This window comes from Armatimonadota bacterium (assembly GCA_018268395.1).
Classification (GTDB): Bacteria; Armatimonadota; Fimbriimonadia; order Fimbriimonadales; family Fimbriimonadaceae; genus JAEURO01.
The window spans coordinates 210,053-233,788 of sequence record JAFDWQ010000001.1; the positions used below are offsets into that span (position 1 = coordinate 210,053).

Below are 23,736 nucleotides of genomic sequence, written 5' to 3' on the forward strand. Positions count from 1 at the left end.
GGTCAGTCGTCGAACTTGAGGACGATCTTGCCCGCTTCGCCCTTCTTCATCGCTTCCATCGCGGCGACGACTTCGTAGTACGGCAGTTCGTGGGTCACGACCGGAGTGACGTCCAGACCCTTCTCAGAAAGGAGCCATGTCATTTGGTCCCATGTCTCCCACATCCGCCGACCGATGATCCCGTGCACCCTGAGCCCCTTGAAGATCAGCCTGTTGAGGTCGACTCCGATCTCGGATTCGGCATAGAGCCCGAGCAGGCTCAGACGACCGCCTGGGCGCGTGTGCTCGACCGCCAGGTCCAAGGCCGATCGCTTGCCTGACATCTCGAGCGTGCCGTCCACCCCTCGCGGCTCCAGCTTCCTCAGCTCGCAGGACACGTCTTGCTTCGATGGGTCGAGGACCACGTCTGCACCAAGCTTCTCGGCCAAGTCGATCCGGTACGGGCTGACTTCGGTCGCATAGACTTTCGCCGCTCCCAGGCACTTGCAGATCGCGACCGCGAAAAGGCCGATCGGCCCCATTCCCGTGATCAAGATCGTCTGACCTTCGACCGGGCCGTCCATGACCGTGTGGACCGCGTTGCCGAGAGCGTCCTGCATGCTGGCGACCGTCTTCGGCACCACGCTCGGCGTGTGCCGCGCGTTCAGGGCCGGGATCACGGCGTAAGGTGCGAACCCCCCGTCCACGTCCACTCCGAGCAGCCGGGTCGACTGGGCGATGTGCCCGTCCCCGCGAAGGTAATCGGGATCGTCGGCGTCGACGATGTGCGACTCGCTCGAGACGAAGTCGCCGACCTTGTGGGTCGTCACGCCCTCGCCGACCTCGATGACCGTGCCGCAGAACTCGTGGCCAATGATCCGCGGCGGATGGATCCGGTTGCTGGACCAAGCGTCCCAGTTGTAGATGTGCAGGTCCGTCCCGCACACCGAGCCCCTTTCGACCTTCAGCTTGACGCAGCCCGGCCGGACCTCCGGCTCGGGGACGTCGATGATCTCGACTCCAGGCGCGGGTCGCGTCTTTGCGATCGCCTTCATGGAGGCGAGGTTACCGCGCCGGTGGCGTCCGCCTCCGGAGCGCGGACTTCAGTCCGCATTCGGTCCGCAGACTTCAGTCTGCGCCCGTGTCGTTCTTACGTCCGAGACCCCGATAAGGACTGAAGCCGCGCTCCGTCGGGGCCCATCGAATGTTCCCACGACGTCGCCGATGGACTTTTCGGCCAAGTGATACAATCGGTCGACAATGGGATCCGCATACACCCCCGGCCTGACCGTCAGCAAGGACGTCGTCGTCCAGCGCACGCGGAGGCTCCCGATCAAGGGCGAGGTGCTGGTCAAGGCCGGCGACCCGGTCAAACACGACACGGTCATTGCCAGAGCGCTCCTGCCTGGCCCGCTCCAGACGGTCCGCCTCGCCGAAAAGCTCGGCGTGGAAGCCAAAGAAGTCACGACGTTCTGTAGCCTCCAGCCCGGCGACGCGGTCGAAAAGGGGCAGGTCGTAGCCGAAACCAAGGGGTTCGTGTTCGGTTGGGGCAAGCAGACCGTCCATTCCGACTTTGCCGGCACCGTCGAAGGGCTTTCCGAGATTACGGGCAGCCTTCTGATCCGAGAACCGAGCATCCCGGTCGAGATCACGGCGTACGTCGACGGCAAGGTCGCGCAGGTGATGGAAGGCGAAGGCGCGATCGTAGAGACGCGCGGGGCGATGGTCCAAGGGATCTTCGGCGTCGGCGGGGAACGGAACGGCCAGATCCGTGTCGCGGTCACGAGTCCGGACGACATCCTCGACGCCAACCACATCCACGACAACGACCGGGGGCATATCCTCGTCGGTGGCAGCGGCATCACGTACGACGCTCTCGAGCGGGCCAACGGACTCGGCGTCGTCGGCCTCGTCGTCGGCGCGGTCCGCGACGTCGACTTGACCAAGTTCCTCGGCTACGACATCGGCGTCGCCATCACCGGGCAGGAGCCCATCAATGTCACTTTGATCGCGACCGAAGGGTTCGGCAACCTACGCATGGCCGACCGGACCTTTAACCTTTTGAAAACAATCGAGGGGCAGAATGCGAGCGTCAATGGTGCGACCCAGATTCGCGCCGGCGTTATCAGGCCAGAGGTCATCGCACCGATGACGGGCACGGTCGGAGAAGGTCACGTGGCCGCCTCCGGCGGGGCGCTCGAAGTCGGGACGCCGATCCGGGTGATCCGGGAGCCGTACTTCGGACTCCTGGGAAAGGTGACGGGACTGCCCGCGCAGCTCGTGACCGTGGAGTCCGGAGCGGAAGTGCGTGTCCTTGAAGCGATGCTCGATGACGGCCGGGCGGTGACGGTGCCCCGTGCCAACGTCGAAATCATCGCCACCTCATGAAAGTCCTGATCGTCGACGACGAACCCACCCTTTGCGAAACCGTCGAGACCAAACTCCGCCGCAAGGGTTACACGACCTTCACGGCGGAATCCGCCGAAGACGGCATGCGCCTCTTCAAACTGGTCAAACCCGACATCATCCTTCTCGACGTGATGCTCCCGAACCGCTCCGGTTACGAGCTCTGCCAAGCCGTCCGGAAAGGGAGCCAAGTCCCGGTCATCTTCCTCACGGCCAAGGCGTCGGAAGAAGACCGGGTCGCCGGACTCGAAATGGGGGCCGACGATTATGTCGTCAAACCGTTCTCACTGGCCGAGCTGGCCGTCAGGGTCAAAAACGTCCTGCGGCGCTCGGTCGGCGATCCGACCGTCGGCGACGCCGTCGAGTTCCCCTGGCTGCTCGTCGACCCACGGACCCACGAGGCGTTCGTCAACAAGTCGGGAGCGGACGCCGTGGCCGCGTCCGACGACTTCCGGATCACCTTGTCCCCGAAGGAGTTCGCCTTACTCCACTTTCTGGCCCGGAACCCGGGCCAGGTCTTCTCCCGCGACACGCTTCTTGACCGCGTTTGGGGTGCAGACGCCTTCGTGTCCCCGAGGACGGTCGACGTCCATGTCCGCTGGCTCCGGGAACAGATCGAGACCGACCCTGCCTCCCCTGTCCACGTCTTGACGGTCCGAGGCGTGGGTTACAAGTTCGTCGGCTAAAGCCTTAGTCGGGACGGTGCGCGGCCGGCAGCCCGAAGACTCCCTGTTGCTCGCGACGCCTGCGGCGCAAAACGAGGGCGTCCCTTGCCTGGGTCAGGTGGTAAAGGGCCGATTCGTTCTCCTCGCAGGCGTAGGCACGACCTTGAAAGTCGATGAGCTTGTCCACGAGGAGACCGATGACGTCTTCGACGCGGCACCCGTTCGCCCCTTCGGCGTGAGCTTCGCCGTGTTGGAAGGCGACGCGGACGAACTCCGTCTCGATCAGGGCGGGGGAGCCGTCGAGGTGCCGCGGCGCGTCGGACATGGGCCCGATCATACCGGCCGCGTCCTTACACTTCGAGAAGCAGCGTCACGATCTCGAACGGCTTGTACGCGAACCTTACGAACCCGTCTTGAACGTCGAGCTCGTGTTGCTTGGCCTCGTTCAGGTCGGCCGACCACGCCCTCTTGACCGGCATCGCGCATTGGATCTGCCCGTTCCCGCGCGTGTTGTGGCACTCGTAGAGCCGGACGAGGACGAGGCCCGAGTCTTCAGCCCGCTTGACCGCTTCGATCACCAGGTCGCCGTTGTCGCACGCGACGAACCGGGGCAAGTGCGCGTTCAGTCCGGACGCGGGCTCCAGCATGACCGTACGGGGCTCGGCGTTGACCGCGTAAGCGGCCGCGATGACGTCGCTGTGAGGGACCTGGTCGTAGTGCGGCAGGAGGACGTACGTGAACCGGTGGACCCCCATGTCGCAAGTTGGATCGGGTGCTTTCGGAGACCGAAGGAGCGTGAGGCGAAGGGTGTCGTCGAGGACGTCGTGGCCGTACTTGCCGGTGTTGAGCAAGGCTGCGCCGTGTCCGCCTTCGCTCAAGTCGGCCCACTTCTGCGCGCAGACCTCGAACCGGGCGAGGTCCCATGACGTGTTACGGTGGGTCGGCCTTTCGACGTGCCCGAACTGGATCTCGAACGTCGCCTTGGTCGCATTGACGTTCAGCGGGAACGCCACCTTCAACATTTTGTCTTCTTCCCTCCAGTCGATCCACGTGTCGAACCGGATTCCTGGGGTCGGGCCAAGACTGATCCTCTGTCGGAACACGGAGTCGCCGAACTTTCGGACGACCTCGACCGCGACTCGGACCGGGCCCCGTTCTACGACCTCGAAGCTCTCGCTTCTGAGCAGGTCTCGCTGGGTCTCAAGGGCATAGACGTCGACGTCCCAAGCGTCCCAGAACAACGGCCTGTCGTCGAAGATCTGAAGGGCGTTCGCCACCTTTCCAGGGGCCACGAACTCGATCGGGTCATCGTCCAAGGTCTGGATGCCGGTGATGTTGCCGTTGCCGTCGAACCGGACCGAGAACTCGTGGCTCTCGAGTCGGCGCCCGCCCGCCTTGAGCCTCGGAAGGAACGTGGGTGCGCTCTCGACTAGGTCGGCGACGGCCACGGCCCCGAGCGCCAACGACGGCGTCTGGAACACCAGCTTGGATCCGCCAAAATCGTCGACCAGTTGGACCGGCAACGATTCGTCTCCGCACACCACGCTCGCCGGAACGTCCTTGTCCGTCCAAGGAACCTCGACCTGGGACGGCAGCGTGCTGTTGTGGAACACGGCGAGAGGACGCCTCATCTGGGACGTGTCGAGCTTACGGCCCGTATGCTCGAGACACTCGGCCACGATGCCGCCCGCCAGACGTCGCACCTCGTCGTAGTCCTTGGCGCTGTCTTCATAGACTTCGCGCACCGAAGAACCCGGAATGATGTCGTGGAACTGGTTGAGCAAGACGAGCTTCCAAGCGGCTTCCAGGGTTTCGGCCGGATAACCGCCCTTGTGGTCGCAGAACGTGGCCAAGAGCTCGGCATCCCGCAGAAGGAACTCGCACTCACGGTTGGAGCGTTTGTTCGCGGCTTGGCTGGTGTACGTCCCGCGATGGAGTTCGAAGTACAGTTCCCCCACCCACGTACAGAGATCGGAGCTGTTGTCGAGGCTCTCCCGGAAAAACTCGGCCGCCTTCTTTCGGCTCGCGACGACAGGCATGCCCGGAGCCGTCCGCGCCCGACGGAGGTACTCGATGTGCCGTTCGGTCGGTCCTGCGCCCCCGTCGCCGAAGCCGTAAACGTAAAGGGAGCGGTCCGATCGACCCGAATCCTTATAGTCGGCCACGCTCTTCGCGATCTCCTTAGGCTCACAGCTCGCGCAATACGTGTTCGCAGGCGGGAAGTGCGTCCAGACCTTTGTGCCGTCGATGCCTTGCCACCAAAACGTGTGGTGGGGGATCTTGTTGAACTGGTTCCAACTCAGCTTTTGGGTCAGGAACGCCTTGATGCCGAACTTGTGCAGGATTTGGGGAAGGGCGGCCGAGTAACCGAAGACGTCGGGCAGCCACATGTCGATCGTCTCGACCCCGAGTTTCTCGCGGAAGTACCGCCGGCCGTAGAGGAACTGCCGGATCAGGGCTTCACCGCCCGTGAGGTTGCAGTCCGCCTCGACCCACATCGAGCCGAGAGGTTCCCATTGCCCTTTTCGGACGGCCCGCCGCATCCGCTGGAAGAGGTCAGGGTTTTCCTTTTCGAGCCATTCGTACTGCGAGGCCTGGCTGTGGACGAAGACGTGCTCGGGATACCGGTCGATCAACCCGAGTTGGGCGACCGTCGTGTGCGCCATTTTCAGGTGGGTGACGCTGAGGGGCCATAACCACGCCGTGTCGAGGTGGGCGTGACCGACCGGCACGACCTCGTGCGAAGTCTGCTCTCCGAGCGAATCCATGGCCTCCCTGACGATCCGTCGGCAGTGGGACACGGCCTTCTTGTTCCGAGGCCGATAGTGGTTACAGACGTCGTTCAAGGCTCGTAGAACGACGTCCCGGACCGGGCTTCCCAGTGGGGTCCCCTCGTAAAGGCTGAGGCCGAACGACACGTCATAAGCGAGGTCGATCGCGTCCTGGTCGAGGCAAACGAGCCAAAAACCCTTGTTGACCTCTGGCTTCGCTGTCCGGGGCTTCTCTTTTCCATGGACCGTGGTCTCCGCGTTGTGCGCGAAGCATTGCAGGTGAAGCTCGAACCCTTCTCCGCCCTCGGCCCTCTCCGTCAAGCGGTGGTACAAGTGGCCATAGTCCAAGACACCGCACGGCACACCCTCGCTCCAGACCGTCGCCTCCACCGACCCGTCACGGATGCCCCAGATTTCTGGTTTTTCGAAACAGACGGCCAAAGAGCGGCCCGCCCACTCCGCGGGAACCTTGAACTTGAGCCGGTACCACCCCTCCTGGTACGCCGGCCCCCACGCGAAACCCGTGGCGACCGACTTCCACGACTTACCGTCGCCGAACTCCACGTCGAGCTCGGCCGACTCCGTTACACTCCCGAGTTCGAGGTCTCGCTTGAGGAACTGTCGGATACGGTCCAGAGTCAGGTCGGGGTGCTTGAGCATGGCGGAGCGAGGGCGGAGGTTACCAGACAGGTAATCTCCCGACCATGGGGAGCTCGGGGACGCTTGCGTCCGAAGTGGCGTTGGCCGCGCTCTATCTCCGTGGCGGACCCCCGCGAGGGCCTCTTCGCAGGGCTCGCTGGCCACTGGTCCGTGACGCCCTCCTCCGCCTCGCACCCGCGTTGACCGACATGGCTGCCGCATTGCGGGACTGCGGCCTTTGGGAAGAGTCGACCGTTCTTGCCGAGCCTGGCCGTACCGATTGGGCGCTCCCGGTCGTCGAGGAAGGCCGAGCCCTGACGGCGGCGTCTCCGGACTATCCCGAGCGATGGGTCAGGGCCCTTGGTGCGTCCGCTCCGGCCGCCTTGTGGGTTCGGGGCCGGGCCCCGACCGGCGAAACGGTCTCGATCGCGGGATCCCGCGAGCCGGATCCCGAAGACGTCTCCTTCGTGACCGAGACCGCGACGACGGCCCTGACCCTTGGACTGTCCGTCGTCAGTGGAGGAGCCCGAGGCATCGACAGCGCTGCGGCGCGGGCCGCGTCGAACGTCTCGGAGGGCCGGACCGTGGCCGTCTATCCGTGCGGTTTGGACCTGGTCGAGCCAGACGCGGCGGTCTGTCAACTCTCGCTTTGTGAACCGTGGGCAGGCTTTAGCCCGGCCCAAGCGATGGAACGGAACACGTTGATCTACGCGGCGTCTCCCTTGACCGTCGTCGTAAGGCCTCGGTACCGGACAGGCGGCACTTGGGCCGGAGCGGTCGATTCGATGCGGCGTCGGACGTCGCAGTCTGCGGTCTGGGGGCCAGACGGGGACGACGCCACCGAGGCGCTCGTCCGGCTCGGCGCTTACCGGATCATGGACGCCAACGAGCTTGAAGGGCTCCGTGAGGCTGCGGTCGCGCGTGAGCGCGGATCTGCTCCGGTGCTCGACGGGCTTTAAGCCTGGGCGCCACCGCGGAGCGCCAGGGCGATCGCCAATGCCAGGCCGTCGGCCACGTCGTCCGGCTTCGGCGCCTCCACAAGGCCCAGCAGCCTTTGGACCATGAACTGCACCTGCCGTTTTTCGGCCCGGCCGTTCCCGACGACCGCCAACTTGACCTCTGGCGGGGACAGTTCGGCGGGATGGAGGCCGGCCCGGGCAAGCGCCAGGTGCACGACGCCGATCGCCTTGGCGACTTCGATGACGGTGGTCTGGTTCTTGGCGTAGAACAACCTTTCTGTGGCGACGGCGTCCGGACGGTACGACCGGACAAGGTCCGTCACCTCGTCGAAGATCTGGGAAAGCCGGTCGACGGTCGCGATGCGCGGCGTCTGGATCAGGCCCAGCCCAAGACAGGTCAGCCGAGACCCTTCCCGACGGACGATCCCATAGCCGATGCGCTCGAGCCCAGGATCTATGCCCAGGACGACCATTCCAGCCTAAGCCGGATCCGATGCGGGCCCGAGAAGGCCGCGGTCGACGACGCCGACGTACCACGGGTCCCCTTCGATGTCCGGCATCTGGTGCCAATCGTAGAGGTAGCCGTCCACGAGGTCGAGTTCCAAGAGCCTGCGGTCGAGGTCGGCGGCCGTCACCCAGACTTCCCGTAGGATCGGATACCAGTCTCGGGGGAGGGGCGGCTGCATGAACCTGTAGTCGTCGGTCACGTCCAACACGACCACCTTTGCCAGGTTAAACCGCCACAAATCTGAGAGCATTACCGCCATCGTCCGACCTCCATGTCGCTTGTTCCTAAGGGACGGTACAAAGCCGCGGAACGGCGCGTCCTCCTTTCCACACCCGGGACATAACGCCCGGAGGCGGCGTCAGGGCTTGACGGCAGGTTCGTCGGGACGGACCTGCGGCATCCGGAAAACGCCTTCGATGCTTTCGCGGTTCAGGTCGGCCGGGAGCCCTTCGATCGACGACTCCTTAAAGGCGTACGGAAGGAGGATCGAGACCCGACGGTTGCTGAAGTGGTTCGGGTCCTTCGCGTTCCGGAGCTGGTTGGCGGCGTAACCCCGCACAGCGAGGAACTGGTCCGGGCCGCATCCGTCTTTGACCAACAAGCGTCGGACGGCGTTGGCGCGGTCGTGCGACAAGTCGAAGTTGTCGTAGTCCGGACGGGTCAGCGGGCGGGCGTCGGTATGGCCGTCGACGACCATTTTTCGCTTCGTCGCGCCCAAAACGGGCGCCAATCTGGCAAGGACGGACTTGGCCTGCGAACGGACTTCGCTGCTGCCCAGTTTGAAGAAGAGTTCGGAGTTCGTCTCGTTCTCGATCAGTTCGATCTCGAGTCCCTCGGGCGTCATCTTGACCTCGAGCCCCTTCTTGGCGATGAGTTGCTTCAGGCCAGGGTCGGCTTCGACGGCCTTCTTGACTTTCTCCTCGACCCGGCGCATCATCGTGATCTCGTTCTTCTTGCCGTTGTCAGGGCCAGCCTTTCCGGGTTGCGTCATCAGGCTCCCGGTGTTGTTGACAAGGTTGACCTTCGTCTTCGGAATGTTCTTCGCGAATCCGACCGGGTCTTTGAAATAGCCGGCGATGACCTCGCGCGTCGGCTGGTCCATACCCATGATCCACATGACCATGAAGAACGCCATCATCGCCGTCACGAAGTCGGCATAGGCCACCTTCCAGGCTCCGCCGTGATGGGCGTGGCCGTGGCCCTTTTTCTTCTTGATGATGATCGGGGTGCCGTCTTGCATGTCAGCTCTGGCCGGCCGTCACCGGGTTAGGCGGCGTCCTTCTCTTTGACCGCCTTTTCGAGTTCCTGGAATCCGGGTCGGACGGTCGGATCGATGTTGCGGCGGGCGAACTCGACGCAAGTGATGGGCGACTCGCCCCGGGCAAAGCTGAACAGCGCGTACCGGATGCAGGTCATGTACTGCCCGCCCGCACGGACCCTGTTCGAAATGGACTTGGACATCGGCGCGATGATGACGTACCCGATGAAGATGCCGAAGAACGTTCCGGCAAGGGCTGCCGCGACCGAGTGGCCGATCGCGGCCGGGTCGCCGCCGATCTTCCCCATCGTGATGATGATGCCGAGGACGGCCGCGACGATCCCGACGGCGGGCATGGCGTCGGCGACGTTCTGAAGGGCGTCCGCCGGGACCGTTTCCTCGGCGTGAGCGACCTCGAGGTCGAGTTCCATCATCTCAGAAAGGTCATGGGGGCCGACCGCGCCCGTCAGGATGACCTTCATCGTGTCGCAGAAGAAGTGGACGGCGTGATGGTTGTTCAAGAACGACGGGAACTTCTTCATGATGTCGCTGTTCTCCGGTTCCTCGACGTGCTTTTCCAGTCCGAGGAGGCCCTCCTTTCGAGCCACGGTGAAGAGCTGGTACATCATGCGGAGCAGGTCGATATAGTCCTGCTTCGAGATCCCCGGCTTGAGGAGGCCGGTCAGGGCCTTGATCGTCTGCTGGAGGACGGGCATGCCGTTCGACCCCAGGAAGATCCCGAGCCCGGCGCCGCCGAGGATGATGAACTCGTTGATCTGGATCAGCGCACCGATCTGGCCACCGTGGATGACGTACCCCACGATGGTGCAGACCACACCAATGATGATGCCGATAAAGGTGAACATGACCCGGTTTGGATGCGGAGTAGAATGGGTCAGCCCCGCACGTTTACTATTGTCGGCGCAGACGGGCGGATTGCTCAGCGATGGCGGCCTCTGACGTGACCGTATTCCGACCGGTCGTCCGGCTCCTTGACCCCCATACCGTCAACCAGATCGCGGCGGGCGAGGTCGTGGAACGGCCGTCTTCCGCCGTCAAGGAACTGGTCGAAAACGCGCTCGACGCCCAAGCCACGGCGATCGAAGTCCGCCTCGAGGACTGGGGCCGACGACTTATCGAAGTGTCCGACGACGGTTGCGGAATGGACGCCGATACGATCCCCGTGGCCCTCCAACGGCACGCGACGTCGAAGATCACACGGGTCGAAGACCTCATGAGCGTCTCGTCCTTGGGCTTCCGCGGTGAAGCCCTGCCCTCGATCGCATCGGTGTCCCGAATGACCGTCCAAAGCGGCCAAGGCGGAGGCGTCCGGGCCGTCGTCGTCTGCGAATCCGGACGCGTCTCGACCCCGACTGCGACCGCCGGCCCACAAGGGACGACCGTCACGGTCGAAGACCTTTTCTACAACACCCCCGCCCGCCTGAAGTTCTTGAAGTCGGACGCGACGGAGTTGGCCGCCTGCGTGGAGGTCGTCTCGAAGTGCGCGGTGGCGAACCCCCGCGTCCGGTTCACCTTGCGCCACGGATCGGGCACGCTCGTCCAAACGAGCGGGAGTGGCGATTTCGGCACCGTGGTCGCGGAAGTCTGGGGCCGCGAGGTCGCCCGAGCCCTGGCACCCGTCGATTTCTACAACGGACAAGCCCGGGTCCGCGGCTTCGTCTCACCTCCCCACTTTACGAAGCCGACGCGCGCGCTCCAGTGGTTCATGGTCAACGGACGGCCGGTGCGCTCGAAGACGCTCCAAGCCGCGCTTGACCAAGCCTTGCGGTCCTTGACCCCCGAAAAGCGCTTTCCGGTCGCCGTCCTCAACGTGGAGGTCGATCCTGCGCGGGTCGACGTCAACGTTTCGCCGACCAAGAGCGAAGTGCGCTTCCACATGGAAGGCGGCGTGTTCGACGCCGTCCGCCGAGGGGTGGCCGCAGCTTTGATCGCGACGGGAATGGTCCCCCATGCCGAGGGCGTCGCAGCCGCCAATGCCGCCCTCGAATCGGCCTCGGGGCAAGCCGACATCTTCAGCGCCCTCTCCGATTTCGGCGCCCCCCATGGTTCGTGGACGCCTTTGCCGTCCGCCGTCGGTGCCGCGGAGCCACCTTTTTCGAGCGTTCCGACGCCGAGCCCGGAAACCGCGTTCCTGACGGGCTTGCGCGTTCTTGGGCAGGTCGACGACACGTTCATCATCGCCGAAAACGCGTCCAGCCTCCTCGTCATCGACCAGCACGTGGCCCATGAGCGGATCATCTACGAGCACCTCCGGGACAGTCGCGGAGCCGGCGCGGTCGAACGTCAAGCCTTACTCGAACCCGAGACGCTGCACTTGGACCGCCGCTCGGTCGAACTCTTGACCGAACGCCTCTCCGAACTGGAAGTCATAGGGTTCACCCTGGAACCGTTCGGAGGGGAGAGCTTCATCGTCCGCTCTGTCCCCGCCCTTTGGAGGGGCCGGCCGCCGCTCGTCGCCCTGCGGGACCTGGCCGACGAACTGGCCGACGGACTGGGCCAAGGCTGCTTGTCGACTCTCCGCGACGACGTCTACATCATGTGCTCCTGCAAGATGGCGGTCAAGGCCGGCGACCCGCTCGGACTGGCCGAGATGGAGCGCTTGATCCAAGACCTGGCGAAGACGGAAAACCCGTACTTGTGCCCCCACGGTCGTCCGATCACGATCGTGCTTCCTAAGTCAGACCTCTACCGCCGGTTCAAGCGGTGTTGACAGCCCGAACCTGAGGACCGTTCCCGACCATGAGTACAATCCACCCAGGCATGCGAGAGAGCTACTTCTGGCACAAGGTCCACTCCCTGACCGGGATCGTGCCCGTCGGCTTCTACATGGTCCAGCACCTGACCCTGAACAGCTTCAGCCTCGCCGGGCCGACGAAGTTCAACGGGGTCATCGGGTTTTTCTCGTCCATACCCGCCCACGTCCTGCTCCTCCTCGAAGTCGTCGCGATCTGGGTGCCGTTAGCCTTCCATGCGGTCTACGGCGTTTTCATCGTCTCCCGCAACAGCGACAACTACTCGCAGCCCGCCTACAAGTTCCGGGAGAACCGGTACTACCGCCTCCAGCGCTGGTCCGGGGTCGCGGCGTTCCTGTTCCTCGTCGGCCACGTGGCGACGACGACCGTCCGGGCTAAGGCGCAGGGTGAAGCCGTGATCCAGTACGACGCCTGGCACCAGCTTTTGACTTCGAACGGATACATCGTTTTCGTCCTCTACGCCCTTGGCGTGACGGCCTGCTCCTATCACCTCGCCTACGGGATCTGGAACTTCTGCATCCGGTGGGGCATCACCGTCGGCGAGAAGTCGCAAGCAGCGATGGGCAAGTTCGCGTCCGTCGCTTTCATCGTCCTCAGCCTGCTCGGGATCGGAGCCCTGTTCGGGTTCGTCCGTCCGCTCTTCCCTTCCGCCGAGCAACCAGTCGAAGCGAAGTCTGCCCAGTCGCAGGGCCTGCTCCCTGCGAAGCTCTAGTTCCCGAATCCGTAGCCGCCGCCGATCGATCCTCCGCGAGTCCCGTAGCCGAACGGAGAGCCTCCTGGGAACGCCTTGAGCCGGATGTAGAAGGCGAGGGTGCGACCGGACCGGAACCCGACCTGGTTGTCGATCACCTCGAACACGGCTTCCGCACAGTGCAAGTCATAAGCAAATTGGTAGTGCTGGGCGACGAGCTGCTTCATGTACCCGTCATAGTCGAGCAAGAACCTTGACGTCACCCGTCCGACCCGGAACCCGTCGACGAAGACGTTAAAGCCCGCCCACTGAGACCGGAGGCCGTCGTAACGGGCACCGAGGAACATCCTCGTATCGCCCAGGGTCGCACCTGCGTCCACTCTGAAATTGCTCCACGCCTGGTTGAACGTGTCATAGCTCGCCGTTCCGTTGACGTCGAGCCACTTTCCCGGGTTCCAGCGGCTCCGGAACCAAACGAACTGCCACGGCACTTCGCCTTGGTCGCCTTGAAGCACGTCGTATCCCGTTTGCAACGAGAGCTTGAGGGCCTTGGTGGGGTTGTAGTTCAGGTCGAAACTGAAGGAGTCCGAGCGCCCTGTACTGTCGATCGAGAGCGGCGTGAAGCCGAAGGCGCGAAGGTTGTTGTACGTGAGAGAGACCGAGGAATTGCCCGAGAAGTGATAGGCCAGGTTGCTGTCGTAGTTCAGGACGTACTGAGCCGTATCGTCGCTGTACAGCCCTTGCTTGAACCGTCCTCCCCAGTTCAACGACCAATGTTTCGGCGACCCTTCCGACCTTCGGATCCCAGCTTCGAGGTTGATGCGGGTCACGCGCTCGCTTCCGGTCGTGCTCGGGTTGACAAGCTCGCCGATGCTGGCCTCGAGCGAGAACGGCCAACGCTCACCGAACCCGTCGGAAAAGAGCTGCCGGCCCGTGCTCCGGAGCGTCAGCATGGGTGTCACGTCGCTCGCGTCGTAGAAGTTCGCCGTACTCCCGATCGGCACGCCTCGCTGGTAGGTCAGTTCGGCGTCGAAGGAGCGGAACGAGGCCGAAGCACCGTATTTGACGTCGAGCCGTTGGCTCCGGACGTCCGTACCGAACCCCGACGACACCGACTTGGCGAGGTTCAAGTCGATCCGGGACGACACGCCCCCGAACCGCCGGTCGTCACCGATCGAGATGTTCTGGGACTCTGACTTGAACCCGGACGACTCGCTGAAGAACCTGTTGAACCCGAGGCGCGTGTTCCCCGAACCCCAAGGGACAAGCAACTGAGACGAGGTCGACCACAGGGTGGACGAAGGCGCCGTCAAGTAGTCGCTCAACTGATAGTTGCTGCTGAGGGTCCAGTCGGCCCGCCCCAACTTCTGGTTGTGCTGGGCCGAGAAGACCTTGCTTTTCGAACCGCCCGTGATCGTGTACGCGGAGAGCTTGCCGTTCACCGTCTTGGACAGATAGTTGTAGTCGAGGCCTAGCCCGGCTCCGAGCTTCGTCATGTAGTCGAGCCGGGTGTCGACGTAGTCGTTCCCATGGAGCGGCGTCGAGACCCTGGTCTTGATGTAGTAGCCTTCGTCGACGCTTTGGCCGACTTCTGGCCATGTCTTGGGGCCGCGCCGGTTCAAGGGGATGACGACCATAGGAAGTCCCAGAACGGTCTTTCCTAAGATGCTCAAGCGCACGCTTCGGAGCTCGGCACGTTTCCCCGGAATGATCCGGCTCGTGTCGTAATCGAGTTCGAAGTGGGCCGGATCCAGGTCGCAGGTGGTGAAGCTTCCGTGTTCGGTCGTAAAGTCGGCCTGTGTTCCGGCGCCGGAGCCTGCCTTGACGAAGACGTCGCCGACGAGCCGCTTCTCCAAGCGCTCCGGCTTGATCCTGGCTTTGCCGTCCTCGAACGCGAACGTATCGTTGCCAAAGTCGACGATGACGACGGCGCCCTCGACCGTCTCGGTCTGACCGACCAGTCTGCCGTTCCCTTCGAGCCTGAACACCTTGGTCTTCCGGTTGCCCGTCAACTTGTCGGCGAAGATCTCGTACCCTTTGTAGGTCGCGTGGACGGCCCCCGAAGCGGACACGTCGTCGCCGACGACGGACCCTTTGTCGGCGTGGATCAGCTTGAAAGGCTCGCCGATGCCCTGTTTCTTCTCAGGGAGCCGTCCTTGTCGCTTGACGGCAGACATCGAGCGGCTGAACCCTGGGATCCAGCCTGTTTGAGCCGAGCACAAGGGGACGCCCACGGCGGCCGCCATCGCCAGTCCGAGCATCCGCCTCATTCCAGCCTCCGCACGAAGAGAAGACCGAAACAAAGGAACACGATGTTCGGGAGCCAGGCCGAGAGGACAGGACTGATCCAACCGTTCTTGCCCAGAATGTCTCCGGCGACCACATAGGCGTTGAAGTACACCCAGACCAGGCCAAGGCTGACCATGACGCCGATGAACGGCCCGGCTCGGGAGAACCTCATCGCCAAGACGGCCCCCGTGAACGCGAAGACGACGCAGGCGACCGGGTCGGCGAACTTCCGGTTGTAGCTGATCTCAAGGGCTCGGGACGACATGCCGTGCTCGCGCGCTTCCTTGATCGAACGGCTGAGAGAAGCGATCGTTTGCTCCTCGGCTTTGGGAGGCATGAACAGGTCCCCGACTTCGATCGGCTCGTTGATCACCATCATGTCCCGGCTCTCTGCGACTTGGAGCACCGTGCCTTTGAGGTCGATGACGTACGGGCGGTAGATCTTCCAGACCCCGTCACGGTACTCGCCGTCGTCGGACTTGTAAAGCATGACCTCTCCCGGCCTTGGACGCTCGATCAAGAGGATGTCCCGCAACCGGACGACGCCCTCCCGTTCGCGCGAGATGCTCCCGAAGTTCGCGCTGTACCTGCTGATGCTGAGCATCACGTTCGAGCGGAACTCGGGGACGACCGCAAGGAACCCGACCTCGTTCGACAGCCGTCGGTAGGCCTTCATCGCGGGTGGGACGAGTTTCTCGATGACGGCGAAGTTCGTGAGGGCCATCAGGGCCCCGCAGAAGAAGAGGGGCCGGAAAACGCGGAACACAGGAATGCCTGCTGCCCGCATGGCCGTGATCTCGCTTTCACGCGCCAGTCGGGAGATGGCCAGCGAGGATCCGAGCGACGTTCCGATCGGGAGCGTGATCGCAAGCCATTGCGGGAACTGGAAGACCAAGAGTTGGACGATCGCCGCGACCGGGATCGCCTCGACGTTGTAGGTCTTGTAAATGAACATCATGTCGTTCGCCACGAAGAGCAGGGCGAACACGAACGTGCCCGTGAACAAGGGCACCGACAGTTCCTTGACCACATAACGGTCAAGCCGCTTCACGGTGCCCTCCCTTCCGGAACGCCCAAACGAGCACGCCGAGGCCTAAGACGACCTGCGACACGGCCAGGGCGGCCGCCACGGGGACCGACCGAAGGGCGATCTGGGCAGCGACGGGCAGACCGAGAAAAGCGAACATGAGGCAGACCCAGACTGCAAGGATCTGGTGGACCGACCCTTCCCCCATCCACCGCCCTCTCGCCAGTTCGACGAGGTACGGCCGTCCGCACCGCGTACAGTACAGTTCGCCGACCGGATTGGCGTTTCCGCAGTGCAGGCAAGAGAGCGGCCGGAAGTGTGCCGGGTCGGCGTGCTCGCCCTTCCACCTTTCGACCATCCGGGCTTCCTCCCGGAAAGCGTCCTTCGGTAGAACGGCCAAGGCCCGTTCGGCCAAGACGATCGCTTGTCCCGGCATCCCGCGGATGAAGAGGACCTCCGCGATCTTCATGGCGGCGCCTGCGTCGTTCGGGCGCGCTTGCAGGGCTTCGAAAGCCCGCTCGAGACGGTCGATGTCGATAGCGACGAGAGCCCTCTTCAAGACTGCGGCACGAATGATCGGGAACAGGACGATCGTGGCCACCATCGAGGCCAACAGCCACGGGGCCAGCCCTGGCACCGGCGGATTGCTGGCGAGGATCCCTGAACCTACGGCGATCCCAAGGCACGCCAGCCCGAAGAGAGTTTCGACCTCTCCCGCGATCATCCAACCGACCATCGTGACGACGACGAAGACGATCGGGATCCAAATCGCGCACGCGCTGAACGCGGCCAGGGGGTCGGTGGCAACCCGGTCCGTGAAGTTCATTCGAAACCCGCCTCGGGCGGGGGGCCGTCCGCTCCGTTGGACAAGGCCTCAGGCTTGGACCGCCACGGCGTCTTCGGCTCCTCGCCCTTAAACAGCCTCCGGATATTGGGAGCGTGCTTGGCGATGACCAGCAACGGGACGATCGAATAGACGGCCAAAAAGACGGGCGGTTGACGAGTCAGGTAAGCGGACGCGATGACCGTCAGGCAGGCCGTAATGCTCGCCAGGCTGACGTAACCCGACGCGAACCAGACCGCCACGAACGCGGCAAACCCGGCCGTCCCTACGATCCAGGCCGAACCGAGCAAGGCACCGAACCCCGTCGCCACGCCCTTGCCGCCTTTGAACTTCAGGAACGGCGAAAACGTGTGACCGAGCACTGCGACGACGCCCACGAGGACCACATGGTCGGCCCGTTGAGCGTCCGTGACGACTCCTTGGAGGGCGGTACGGGCCACGACAGGAGGCACGACGCCCTTCAGGACGTCGAGCGCGAACGCCAAGAGGCCGGCTTTTTTGCCGAGCGTGCGGAAGACGTTCGTCGCCCCAATGTTCCCGCTTCCGACCTGCCTCAGATCGATCCCTTTGGTCAGACCGACGAGAAGGCCGAACGGGACCGAGCCGAGCAGGTACGACCCGAGATAGAGGGCGGCAAGGATCAGCGCCGATCTCCTTGGCGTGCGTGTCCCGGGACACGGCACCGGTTGCTCAAGTCCGACACCTCAAGGCCCGTCAGTTTATCAGGTCGGAAGCGGTCCGGACGAAGCCTACGCGGACAAGTCCTCCTGTCCCCAAGGTCGGGCCTGGACGGGCGTCACTAGATAGACTGTCCGGAGGACACGGAATCATGGCGTTTCAAAGAGTGGCGGTCATCATGGCGGGGGGTTCGGGCGAGCGGTTCTGGCCCGTTTCGACGAAATCGCGCCCCAAGCAGTTCTTGAACCTCACGGATCCGGACCGGACGCTCTTGAAAGAAGCGGTCGACCGTGCCGCCGCCTTGGTCGGAGGTCCGATGACCTATATCGCGACGGGGCGCCATCTGGCCGACCGCAGTGCCGAAGACTGTCCCCAACTTCCGAGCGCCAATATCCTCGCTGAGCCGGCAAAGAGGAACACGACCGGCTGCTTGGTCTGGGTCGCCGCGAACCTCATGGCTCAAGACCCCGAAGGTTGGCCGGAGACGAGCATGGCCGTCTTGACCGCCGACCACCGCATCGCGCCTCAAGAGAAGTTCCACGAGTCGGTCTCGACGGCCTTGGACACGGCCGAGCGGACAGGCGGGCTCGTCACGATCGGGATTCGGCCCGACAGGCCCGAGACGGGATATGGCTACATCGAGTTGGGCGAACCGACGGAGGGGGCCGTCAGAGCGCGGTCTTTCCGTGAAAAACCCGACCTCGTCACGGCCGAGGCGTACCTGACGTCCGGCAACTATCTTTGGAACTCCGGGATGTTTTTCTGGACGTTGCCTGCGTTCCTCTCGGAACTCGAACGGGCGCGTCCCGACGCTGCCGCCAAAGTCCGGTCGATCGCTGGTCACCTCAAAACGGGGGACACCGAAGCCGCCGTCGCGGACTTCGAGAGCTTAGAGAGCGTGTCGATCGACTACGCATTGATGGAGAAGGCTTCGGCGGTCTACGTCGTCGAAGCCGCGTTCGAATGGGACGATCTTGGAGCCTGGGACTCCCTTAAGCGGTCGTTCGATCCGGACCCCGACGGGAACACGACGCTCGGGACCGTCCGGACGATCGACTCGGCCGACAACGTCGTCTATGTCGACGGCACGGGACAGGAGGTGTGCCTCCTCGGGGTCGAAGGCCTCGTCGTGGTCGTGACGGAAGGTTCGGTCTTAGTTTGCCCGACCGACCGGGCTCAAGAGGTCAAGCGTTTCCAGTCCGGTCAGTAAACCGCGAGAAACGCGTCACGGACGTTTCCGCCCGTGAACAGCAAGGACCGGACGCCGAACGCATCGGCAGCGGCGATGTCGGACGTTTTGTCCCCGATCAAGAACGACCGTGCGCGGTCGACCCCGAGCAGGCGGTCGACGGCCTCCAGCATACCTGTACCCGGCTTTCGGGCCGGACACGCGTCTTCAGGCGTGTGAGGGCAATATGTGATGAGGTCGATGTCGGATTCGTCGTGCATCATCCGGCACAGGTCCAGAAACTGAACGGCTTCGTACAGGCCGCGACCGATTCCGGACTGGTTCGTCACGACCGCCGTTCTCAGGCCCTCGTCTTTCGCCCAGGTCAGAAGGTCTTTCGCACCATCGATCCACTCGAAGTCCTCGCGTCGGCAGACATAGCCGTGATCGACGTTCAGGACGCCGTCACGGTCGAGGAACAAGGTCGGCCGAGAGTCTCGCTTGACGAGCGGCTCAGGGAGCGGTCCGCAAGCTTGGACCGTCAGGCCCGGCATATGGCCCCCGTGACGCAAAGACCCCCCGCGTCCTCTGAGGAGGCGGGGGGCCGGGCGAAGTCGACCAGGGTCAGTTCGATCCCCGGGTCCGGGTCGAAGCCAGTCGGTCTTTGTTCAAGATGACGCCCAGGATCGAGCCGCCGGCGAAATCGATCATGCCGACAGCCTCGCGCATCTGCTGCTTGCTGGGTGACTCGAGTTCGGTGACGTACAGGACGTTTTTGACCGCCTGCACCAGCGATTGCGCGTCGGCGAATCCGAATGCGGACGGCGCGTCGATGATGATGAAGTCGGCGTTAGCCTCCAACCGCGTGATGACGTCCTTCATCGCGTCAGAGGCGACGAGTTCGGTCGGGTTGGGAGCCTCTGCGCCCGCTGTCAGGACGGCCAGGTTCGGCGTCTCCGACGCTTTCAGTGCTTCGTCCAGGGTCATCGATCCGGCCAAGACTTCGGCCAGTCCTTTCTCCCGGGCGACCTTGAAAAGCTTATGGACGCTGGGCTTGCGAAGGTTGCCGTCCACGATGACCGTGCGTTTGCCTTCGAGGGCCATCGCGACGGCAAGGTTCGCAGCGATCGTCGATTTGCCCTCTCGTTGGACGGTGCTCGTGACCATAAAGGATTTCGACGAGCCTGATGCAAGGATGACGCTGTTCCGCAAGATACGGTACGCCTCGAAAGCCCGGGCGCGTGTCGGATCGGCGATCAGCGGGTCGCGGGAAGCGGCGCGGACCGGGATACGGCCCAAGACTTCCTTCTCGGCGATGCTGCAAGCCTCGTTGGACGTGTTGACGCGGTCCAGGGTCACGTCGCGGACAAGGGCGATGACGGCGCCGACGAAGAGTCCGCACAGGATCGCGAGGGCGACGTTCAACAGGGTCACGGGCCGGACGAACTTGGCCGGCGTCGGGCCCGTCAACTGGGTCACCGGGCTCTGTAGCGCGTTTTCGCGGAGCTTGATCTCACCTTGAAGCGTGAGGAGCCGGGTGATGGTCTGCTGGATCTCACCGAGACGCGTCTCAAGCGCGATCTGCTTGGCGCCGATCTCGCTCATTTCCCGAAGTTGGGTCTTGCGCTCTTCGAGCACGGCCTTCATCGCGCCGAGCCGGGACTGGGCGGCGAAGTTGCCGGCCTTCGTCATGTTGTACTGCCGCTCGTACTCGTCGAGAAGCGGGTTGCGGATGTTCGCACTGGTCGAGAGCTGCTCGCCGTTCTCCAGCCGTTTTAGGGCTTCTTCCTGCGACTTGATCAGGGCGTCGATCCTTTTGACGCGCTCGCTGTCCGGCAGGTTCGTGATCAACAGCGCCTCGCGCTGGCCGTAAAGGGCGTCGAGTTGGTCTTTCGCCCGGTCGACGGAAGCGAACCGGACCGTCGACGTCTTGTTCTCTACGGTCTTCGGCGCCGATTCCCAGGTCTGCTTGGCCTGTTCGAGCGCGGCGACCGAACCTTGCAGGTCGGCTTCGGCCTCTGCGACCTTGCGCTGGGCCTCCGAGAGCGCCAACGAACGGATCTCAGTCTCGGTCTTGTAGTCCGCGACGTTCTTTTCCTGCTTGAACTGAGCGATCTCCTGCTGCTGGTTCTGGAAGTTCTGCCGCTCTTCGTCCAACCGCGCCGTGACGAAGTCGAACGAGCGCTTCGTCTGGTCTTTCTTCGTCTCCAGGATCTGTTCCTGGTAGACGTCCGGGATCGCCGTCGCGAGTTCGCGCGGAACGTTGGGGTCCGTGTGTTCGATCGAGATCAGGACCGTGTTCGTGGTCTGGATCTGCTGGACCTGGACCTTCGGGAGCTTTTCGACGTCGTCCGCCGTCAGTTCGGCCTTCAAAGGATAATTGATCCTCCGGAGCGCCGTGTACAGCGTCCGGAAGCTACTGATGATCTGGATCTGGGTCGGGACGTCGTAGTCGATGGCGGTCGAACTGATCTGTCCGACGATGTCCAGAGGCTGGGACGAGTTCGACTGGGTCTTGCCTTCCAGGACGACCGCGTTCTGCGACATCCAGGTCTTCGGCATGATGAACGAGATCGCCAGTCCGGCCGCGATGAACAAGACCAGTGTCACCCAGATCGAAACTTTCCGCCTCTTGAACAGGGCGATCAGTTCCTTGAAGGAAAGATCGGTGACCGAGAGGTTCAACATCTGGTCGCGGTTCATACGCCAACTCCTGTCATGTGTGTCGCCTTGGCTCCCTGGCTCGCCCGTCCGAAGACAGACCTCGTGATTATACACGAGCGTCCTCTCCCCATCATCGGTTGTCCTTGCAGATTCACTAGCTCGTCCTGGTCACCAGCAAATCCCATGATGCCGCCCGATCCGAGCGATGGAACGACCACGGTATGGAACTTCGTCTGCGAAGACCATCGACCGGTCTTCATGCGCTTAAGGCGATTGCGGCGGGCACCGCGTTCCTGACGATCCATCAGGCGCAGGGCCAAACCCTACTCTATGTCGCGAAAAACGGCAACGATACGTGGAGCGGGACCCTAGCGGTCCCCAACGGGAAGGGGGACGGCCCGAAAGCCACCTTGACGGGGGCCAGGGACGAGATCAGGAAGCTCAAGATCGGAGGCAAACTCTCTTCGAAGGGCGCGATCGTGACGGTCAAGCCAGGACGCTACAGCCAGCTCGCGCCCTTCGTCCTGTCCGGGCCCGACAGCGGCGCTTCCGGCGCCCGGATCATCTACCGGTCCGAAAAGGTCCGGGAAGCCGTGATCGACGGGGGGAAGCCGGTCACGACCTGGTTGAAAGCCAACGAACGCCCGTCGCTCGAAAAGATCGCGGCCAACGTACGGGGGTACGTTTCGGTCGCCAACCTGAAGGCTAACGGGATCGCCGAAACGGGAACGCTGTCCCACGTCGGACCGAACATCACCAACCTGCCGACATGGGGCGAACTGTTCTTCGACGGCCAGAGGATGCCGCTCTCGAAGTGGCCGAACTCGGGCTTCGCCAATCTGCTGGCGGAGGGGATCGGGAACACCTTCGACAATCCGACCGTCATGGTCAATTCGTCGTCGTTGAAGACGCCGACGTACGTCAAGTCGTCGAACAACGACCAGGACTACTGGATCCGTGGGACCCTGAACGAAAGGGCTTTCAACCAGTTCCAGGAACGGGTCAAGTGGATCGACAAAGGTTCGGGCAACTTCCGGATCGAGATCACGGACGGCAACACGGCCGATCCGGCCCGCCGCGCCGCCTATAACCCGAACTCGATCGGGAGGCTGACCCTGGTCAACTCGCTGTACGAACTCGACATGCCGGGCGAGTACTACATCGACCGGAAGCTTGGTTACCTCTACTTCTGGTCGCCGTCGAGCCTTACGGGCAAGTCGGTGGTCGTTTCGATGAACCCTGGGCCGATGGTCATGCTCAGCGGGGCCAACTACGTGGACTTCCAGGCCTTTACCGTCGAATACGGCCGGCAGGACGCCGTCCAGGTCAAGAACTGTACGAGCGCGGTAGTCCGTGGCAACCTGCTTCGGAACTGTGGCGCGAACGGTGTCCGGGTCGAGGGTGGGAACGCCGTCCTCGTCCGCTCGAACGAGATCACGACCGTCGGTGAAGGCGGCGTCTATTGTTCGGGCGGCGACAGGGCCGTCTTCCGTAAAGGCAACCACATCATCGAGAACAACTACATCCACCACTACGGCGCCGTCCAGCCGTACTACCGTCACGGGGTCTACCTGACGGGCATGGGCCTGACGTGCCGGAACAACGAGATCGCGTACAACAGCCATGGCGCCGTCTGGTTCCACGGCAATGACATCCAGATCGAATACAACCGGATCCACCACGTCCTGACCGACGCGTGCGACTCGGGCGCGATCTACGCCGGTGCCGACTGGACGACCCGCGACAACTCGATCCGCTACAACTACCTGCACGACATCAGGCAGATCCGACCGAGCGTCTACTGTAACCACGGGATCTACCTGGACGACATGTGGAGTTCGGCCAACGTCGACCATAACGTGTTCCGCAGGGTCGAGCAACCGATTCAGATCGGCGGCGGCCACGACAACACCTGCGACTACAACGTGTTCGTCGATTGTATCGGCGGCGTCCGGATCGACGACCGTGGCCTGACCGCGGACCAGACCTGGATCAACGACTTTTGGCGGGAAGCGAACCGCGTGCCGTGGCAGGGCCAGCTCTGGCGGAACCGCTATCCGCAGGTCTATGCGCTGCTGACCGGGACCGATTACCGCTATCCGTTCGGCAACACGATCGTCGGGAACGTCAGTCTGCGGGGGACGACGAACCAGAAGTTCCTGATCTGGGAGCTCTGGGGCATCAACAAGAACGCCCCGGAATGGATCCTCAAGTTCCAGAACAACGTCCTCACGAACACGCAGCAGTTCGTCAACGAGCCCGGCGGCGATTTCACCCCCGCCAACGGGTCGGCCGCCAAGAACGTCGGATTCAAGGCCGTCTCGACCCTGAGCATGGGCGTCAAAAAGGACACGTTCCTCGACCCGGCGAAATGGGGCGGCAACGGCCCCTAGGTTCCGAAACCGTCCTGCAGGAG

General features: G+C 63.4%; 20 protein-coding genes. 7 read left to right on the forward strand and 13 right to left on the reverse strand.

Annotated elements, in window-relative coordinates:
- Positions 1-2: 2 nt before the first annotated feature.
- Entirely contained in the window at positions 3-1,034 is a 1,032-nt protein-coding gene (tdh, locus tag JST30_00905; GenBank protein ID MBS1712873.1) for an L-threonine 3-dehydrogenase, read from the reverse strand.
- 205 nt (positions 1,035-1,239) lie between these two features.
- Here tdh and JST30_00910 point away from each other — a divergent pair, with 205 nt between their 5' ends.
- Positions 1,240-2,367, forward strand: a complete 1,128-nt coding sequence (locus JST30_00910) for a hypothetical protein (protein ID MBS1712874.1) — start codon at positions 1,240-1,242, stop codon at positions 2,365-2,367.
- Complete coding sequence (locus tag JST30_00915) at positions 2,364-3,071, forward strand: response regulator transcription factor (GenBank protein ID MBS1712875.1); 708 nt, start codon at positions 2,364-2,366, stop codon at positions 3,069-3,071. The genes JST30_00910 and JST30_00915 overlap by 4 nt, the downstream gene beginning before the upstream one ends.
- A 4-nt stretch (positions 3,072-3,075) precedes the next feature.
- Here the strand turns inward: JST30_00915 and JST30_00920 are convergent, their stop codons facing one another.
- Positions 3,076-3,375, reverse strand: coding sequence for a hypothetical protein (locus tag JST30_00920; protein ID MBS1712876.1), 300 nt, complete (start codon positions 3,373-3,375; stop codon positions 3,076-3,078).
- Between the two features lie 25 nt (positions 3,376-3,400).
- Complete coding sequence (locus JST30_00925) at positions 3,401-6,481, reverse strand: alpha-mannosidase (GenBank protein ID MBS1712877.1); 3,081 nt, start codon at positions 6,479-6,481, stop codon at positions 3,401-3,403.
- A 44-nt stretch (positions 6,482-6,525) separates the two neighbouring features.
- Between JST30_00925 and JST30_00930 the strand changes: the two genes are divergently transcribed.
- Positions 6,526-7,419, forward strand: coding sequence for a DNA-processing protein DprA (locus JST30_00930; GenBank protein MBS1712878.1), 894 nt, complete (start codon positions 6,526-6,528; stop codon positions 7,417-7,419).
- On the opposite strand, the gene ruvC is transcribed toward JST30_00930, so the two are convergent.
- The 4 genes from ruvC to motA all read right to left on the reverse strand — a co-directional run bounded on the left by ruvC (position 7,416) and on the right by motA (position 10,051).
- A complete protein-coding gene (ruvC, locus tag JST30_00935) occupies positions 7,416-7,892 on the reverse strand; it encodes a crossover junction endodeoxyribonuclease RuvC (protein ID MBS1712879.1) in 477 nt (158 codons plus the stop codon). The genes JST30_00930 and ruvC overlap by 4 nt on opposite strands.
- A gap of 6 nt (positions 7,893-7,898) precedes the next feature.
- Positions 7,899-8,186, reverse strand: a complete 288-nt coding sequence (locus tag JST30_00940; protein MBS1712880.1) for a hypothetical protein — start codon at positions 8,184-8,186, stop codon at positions 7,899-7,901.
- 99 nt (positions 8,187-8,285) lie between these two features.
- Complete coding sequence (locus JST30_00945) at positions 8,286-9,167, reverse strand: OmpA family protein (GenBank protein ID MBS1712881.1); 882 nt, start codon at positions 9,165-9,167, stop codon at positions 8,286-8,288.
- A gap of 26 nt (positions 9,168-9,193) precedes the next feature.
- Positions 9,194-10,051 carry a flagellar motor stator protein MotA gene (gene motA, locus JST30_00950; protein ID MBS1712882.1) on the reverse strand — a complete coding sequence of 286 codons (858 nt, stop codon included), beginning with the start codon at positions 10,049-10,051 and terminating at the stop codon, positions 9,194-9,196.
- Positions 10,052-10,146: 95 nt separating this feature from the next.
- Here motA and mutL point away from each other — a divergent pair, with 95 nt between their 5' ends.
- Both mutL and JST30_00960 read left to right on the forward strand, forming a co-directional pair.
- The gene (mutL, locus tag JST30_00955) at positions 10,147-11,916 is read left to right on the forward strand and encodes a DNA mismatch repair endonuclease MutL (protein ID MBS1712883.1); all 1,770 of its coding nucleotides are present in this window, start codon (positions 10,147-10,149) and stop codon (positions 11,914-11,916) included.
- 50 nt (positions 11,917-11,966) lie between these two features.
- A complete protein-coding gene (locus tag JST30_00960) occupies positions 11,967-12,671 on the forward strand; it encodes a succinate dehydrogenase (GenBank protein ID MBS1712884.1) in 705 nt (234 codons plus the stop codon).
- Here the strand turns inward: JST30_00960 and JST30_00965 are convergent.
- From JST30_00965 to plsY, 4 genes are read right to left on the reverse strand one after another with little or no spacing between them, the layout of a single operon-like run.
- A complete protein-coding gene (locus tag JST30_00965; GenBank protein ID MBS1712885.1) occupies positions 12,668-14,920 on the reverse strand; it encodes an LPS-assembly protein LptD in 2,253 nt (750 codons plus the stop codon). The genes JST30_00960 and JST30_00965 overlap by 4 nt on opposite strands.
- Positions 14,917-15,990 carry an LptF/LptG family permease gene (locus JST30_00970; protein ID MBS1712886.1) on the reverse strand — a complete coding sequence of 358 codons (1,074 nt, stop codon included), beginning with the start codon at positions 15,988-15,990 and terminating at the stop codon, positions 14,917-14,919. Before JST30_00970 ends, JST30_00965 begins: the two co-directional genes overlap by 4 nt.
- Positions 15,977-16,792: a zinc ribbon domain-containing protein gene (locus tag JST30_00975; protein ID MBS1712887.1), complete on the reverse strand. Its 816-nt coding sequence runs from the start codon at positions 16,790-16,792 to the stop codon at positions 15,977-15,979. The genes JST30_00970 and JST30_00975 overlap by 14 nt, the downstream gene beginning before the upstream one ends.
- Positions 16,789-17,493 carry a glycerol-3-phosphate 1-O-acyltransferase PlsY gene (gene plsY, locus JST30_00980; GenBank protein ID MBS1712888.1) on the reverse strand — a complete coding sequence of 235 codons (705 nt, stop codon included), beginning with the start codon at positions 17,491-17,493 and terminating at the stop codon, positions 16,789-16,791. Before plsY ends, JST30_00975 begins: the two co-directional genes overlap by 4 nt.
- 146 nt (positions 17,494-17,639) lie before the next feature.
- Between plsY and JST30_00985 the strand changes: the two genes are divergently transcribed.
- The gene (locus tag JST30_00985) at positions 17,640-18,698 is read left to right on the forward strand and encodes a mannose-1-phosphate guanylyltransferase (GenBank protein ID MBS1712889.1); all 1,059 of its coding nucleotides are present in this window, start codon (positions 17,640-17,642) and stop codon (positions 18,696-18,698) included.
- Here JST30_00985 and JST30_00990 read toward each other — a convergent pair.
- Positions 18,692-19,210: an HAD-IIIA family hydrolase gene (locus tag JST30_00990; GenBank protein MBS1712890.1), complete on the reverse strand. Its 519-nt coding sequence runs from the start codon at positions 19,208-19,210 to the stop codon at positions 18,692-18,694. The two genes, JST30_00985 and JST30_00990, sit on opposite strands and share 7 nt — an antisense overlap.
- A 70-nt stretch (positions 19,211-19,280) precedes the next feature.
- Positions 19,281-21,359: a polysaccharide biosynthesis tyrosine autokinase gene (locus tag JST30_00995; GenBank protein ID MBS1712891.1), complete on the reverse strand. Its 2,079-nt coding sequence runs from the start codon at positions 21,357-21,359 to the stop codon at positions 19,281-19,283.
- A 182-nt stretch (positions 21,360-21,541) separates the two neighbouring features.
- On the opposite strand from JST30_00995, the gene JST30_01000 reads away from it, so the two are divergent.
- A complete protein-coding gene (locus JST30_01000; GenBank protein MBS1712892.1) occupies positions 21,542-23,713 on the forward strand; it encodes a right-handed parallel beta-helix repeat-containing protein in 2,172 nt (723 codons plus the stop codon).
- The last annotated feature ends 23 nt before the right edge of the window (positions 23,714-23,736 follow it).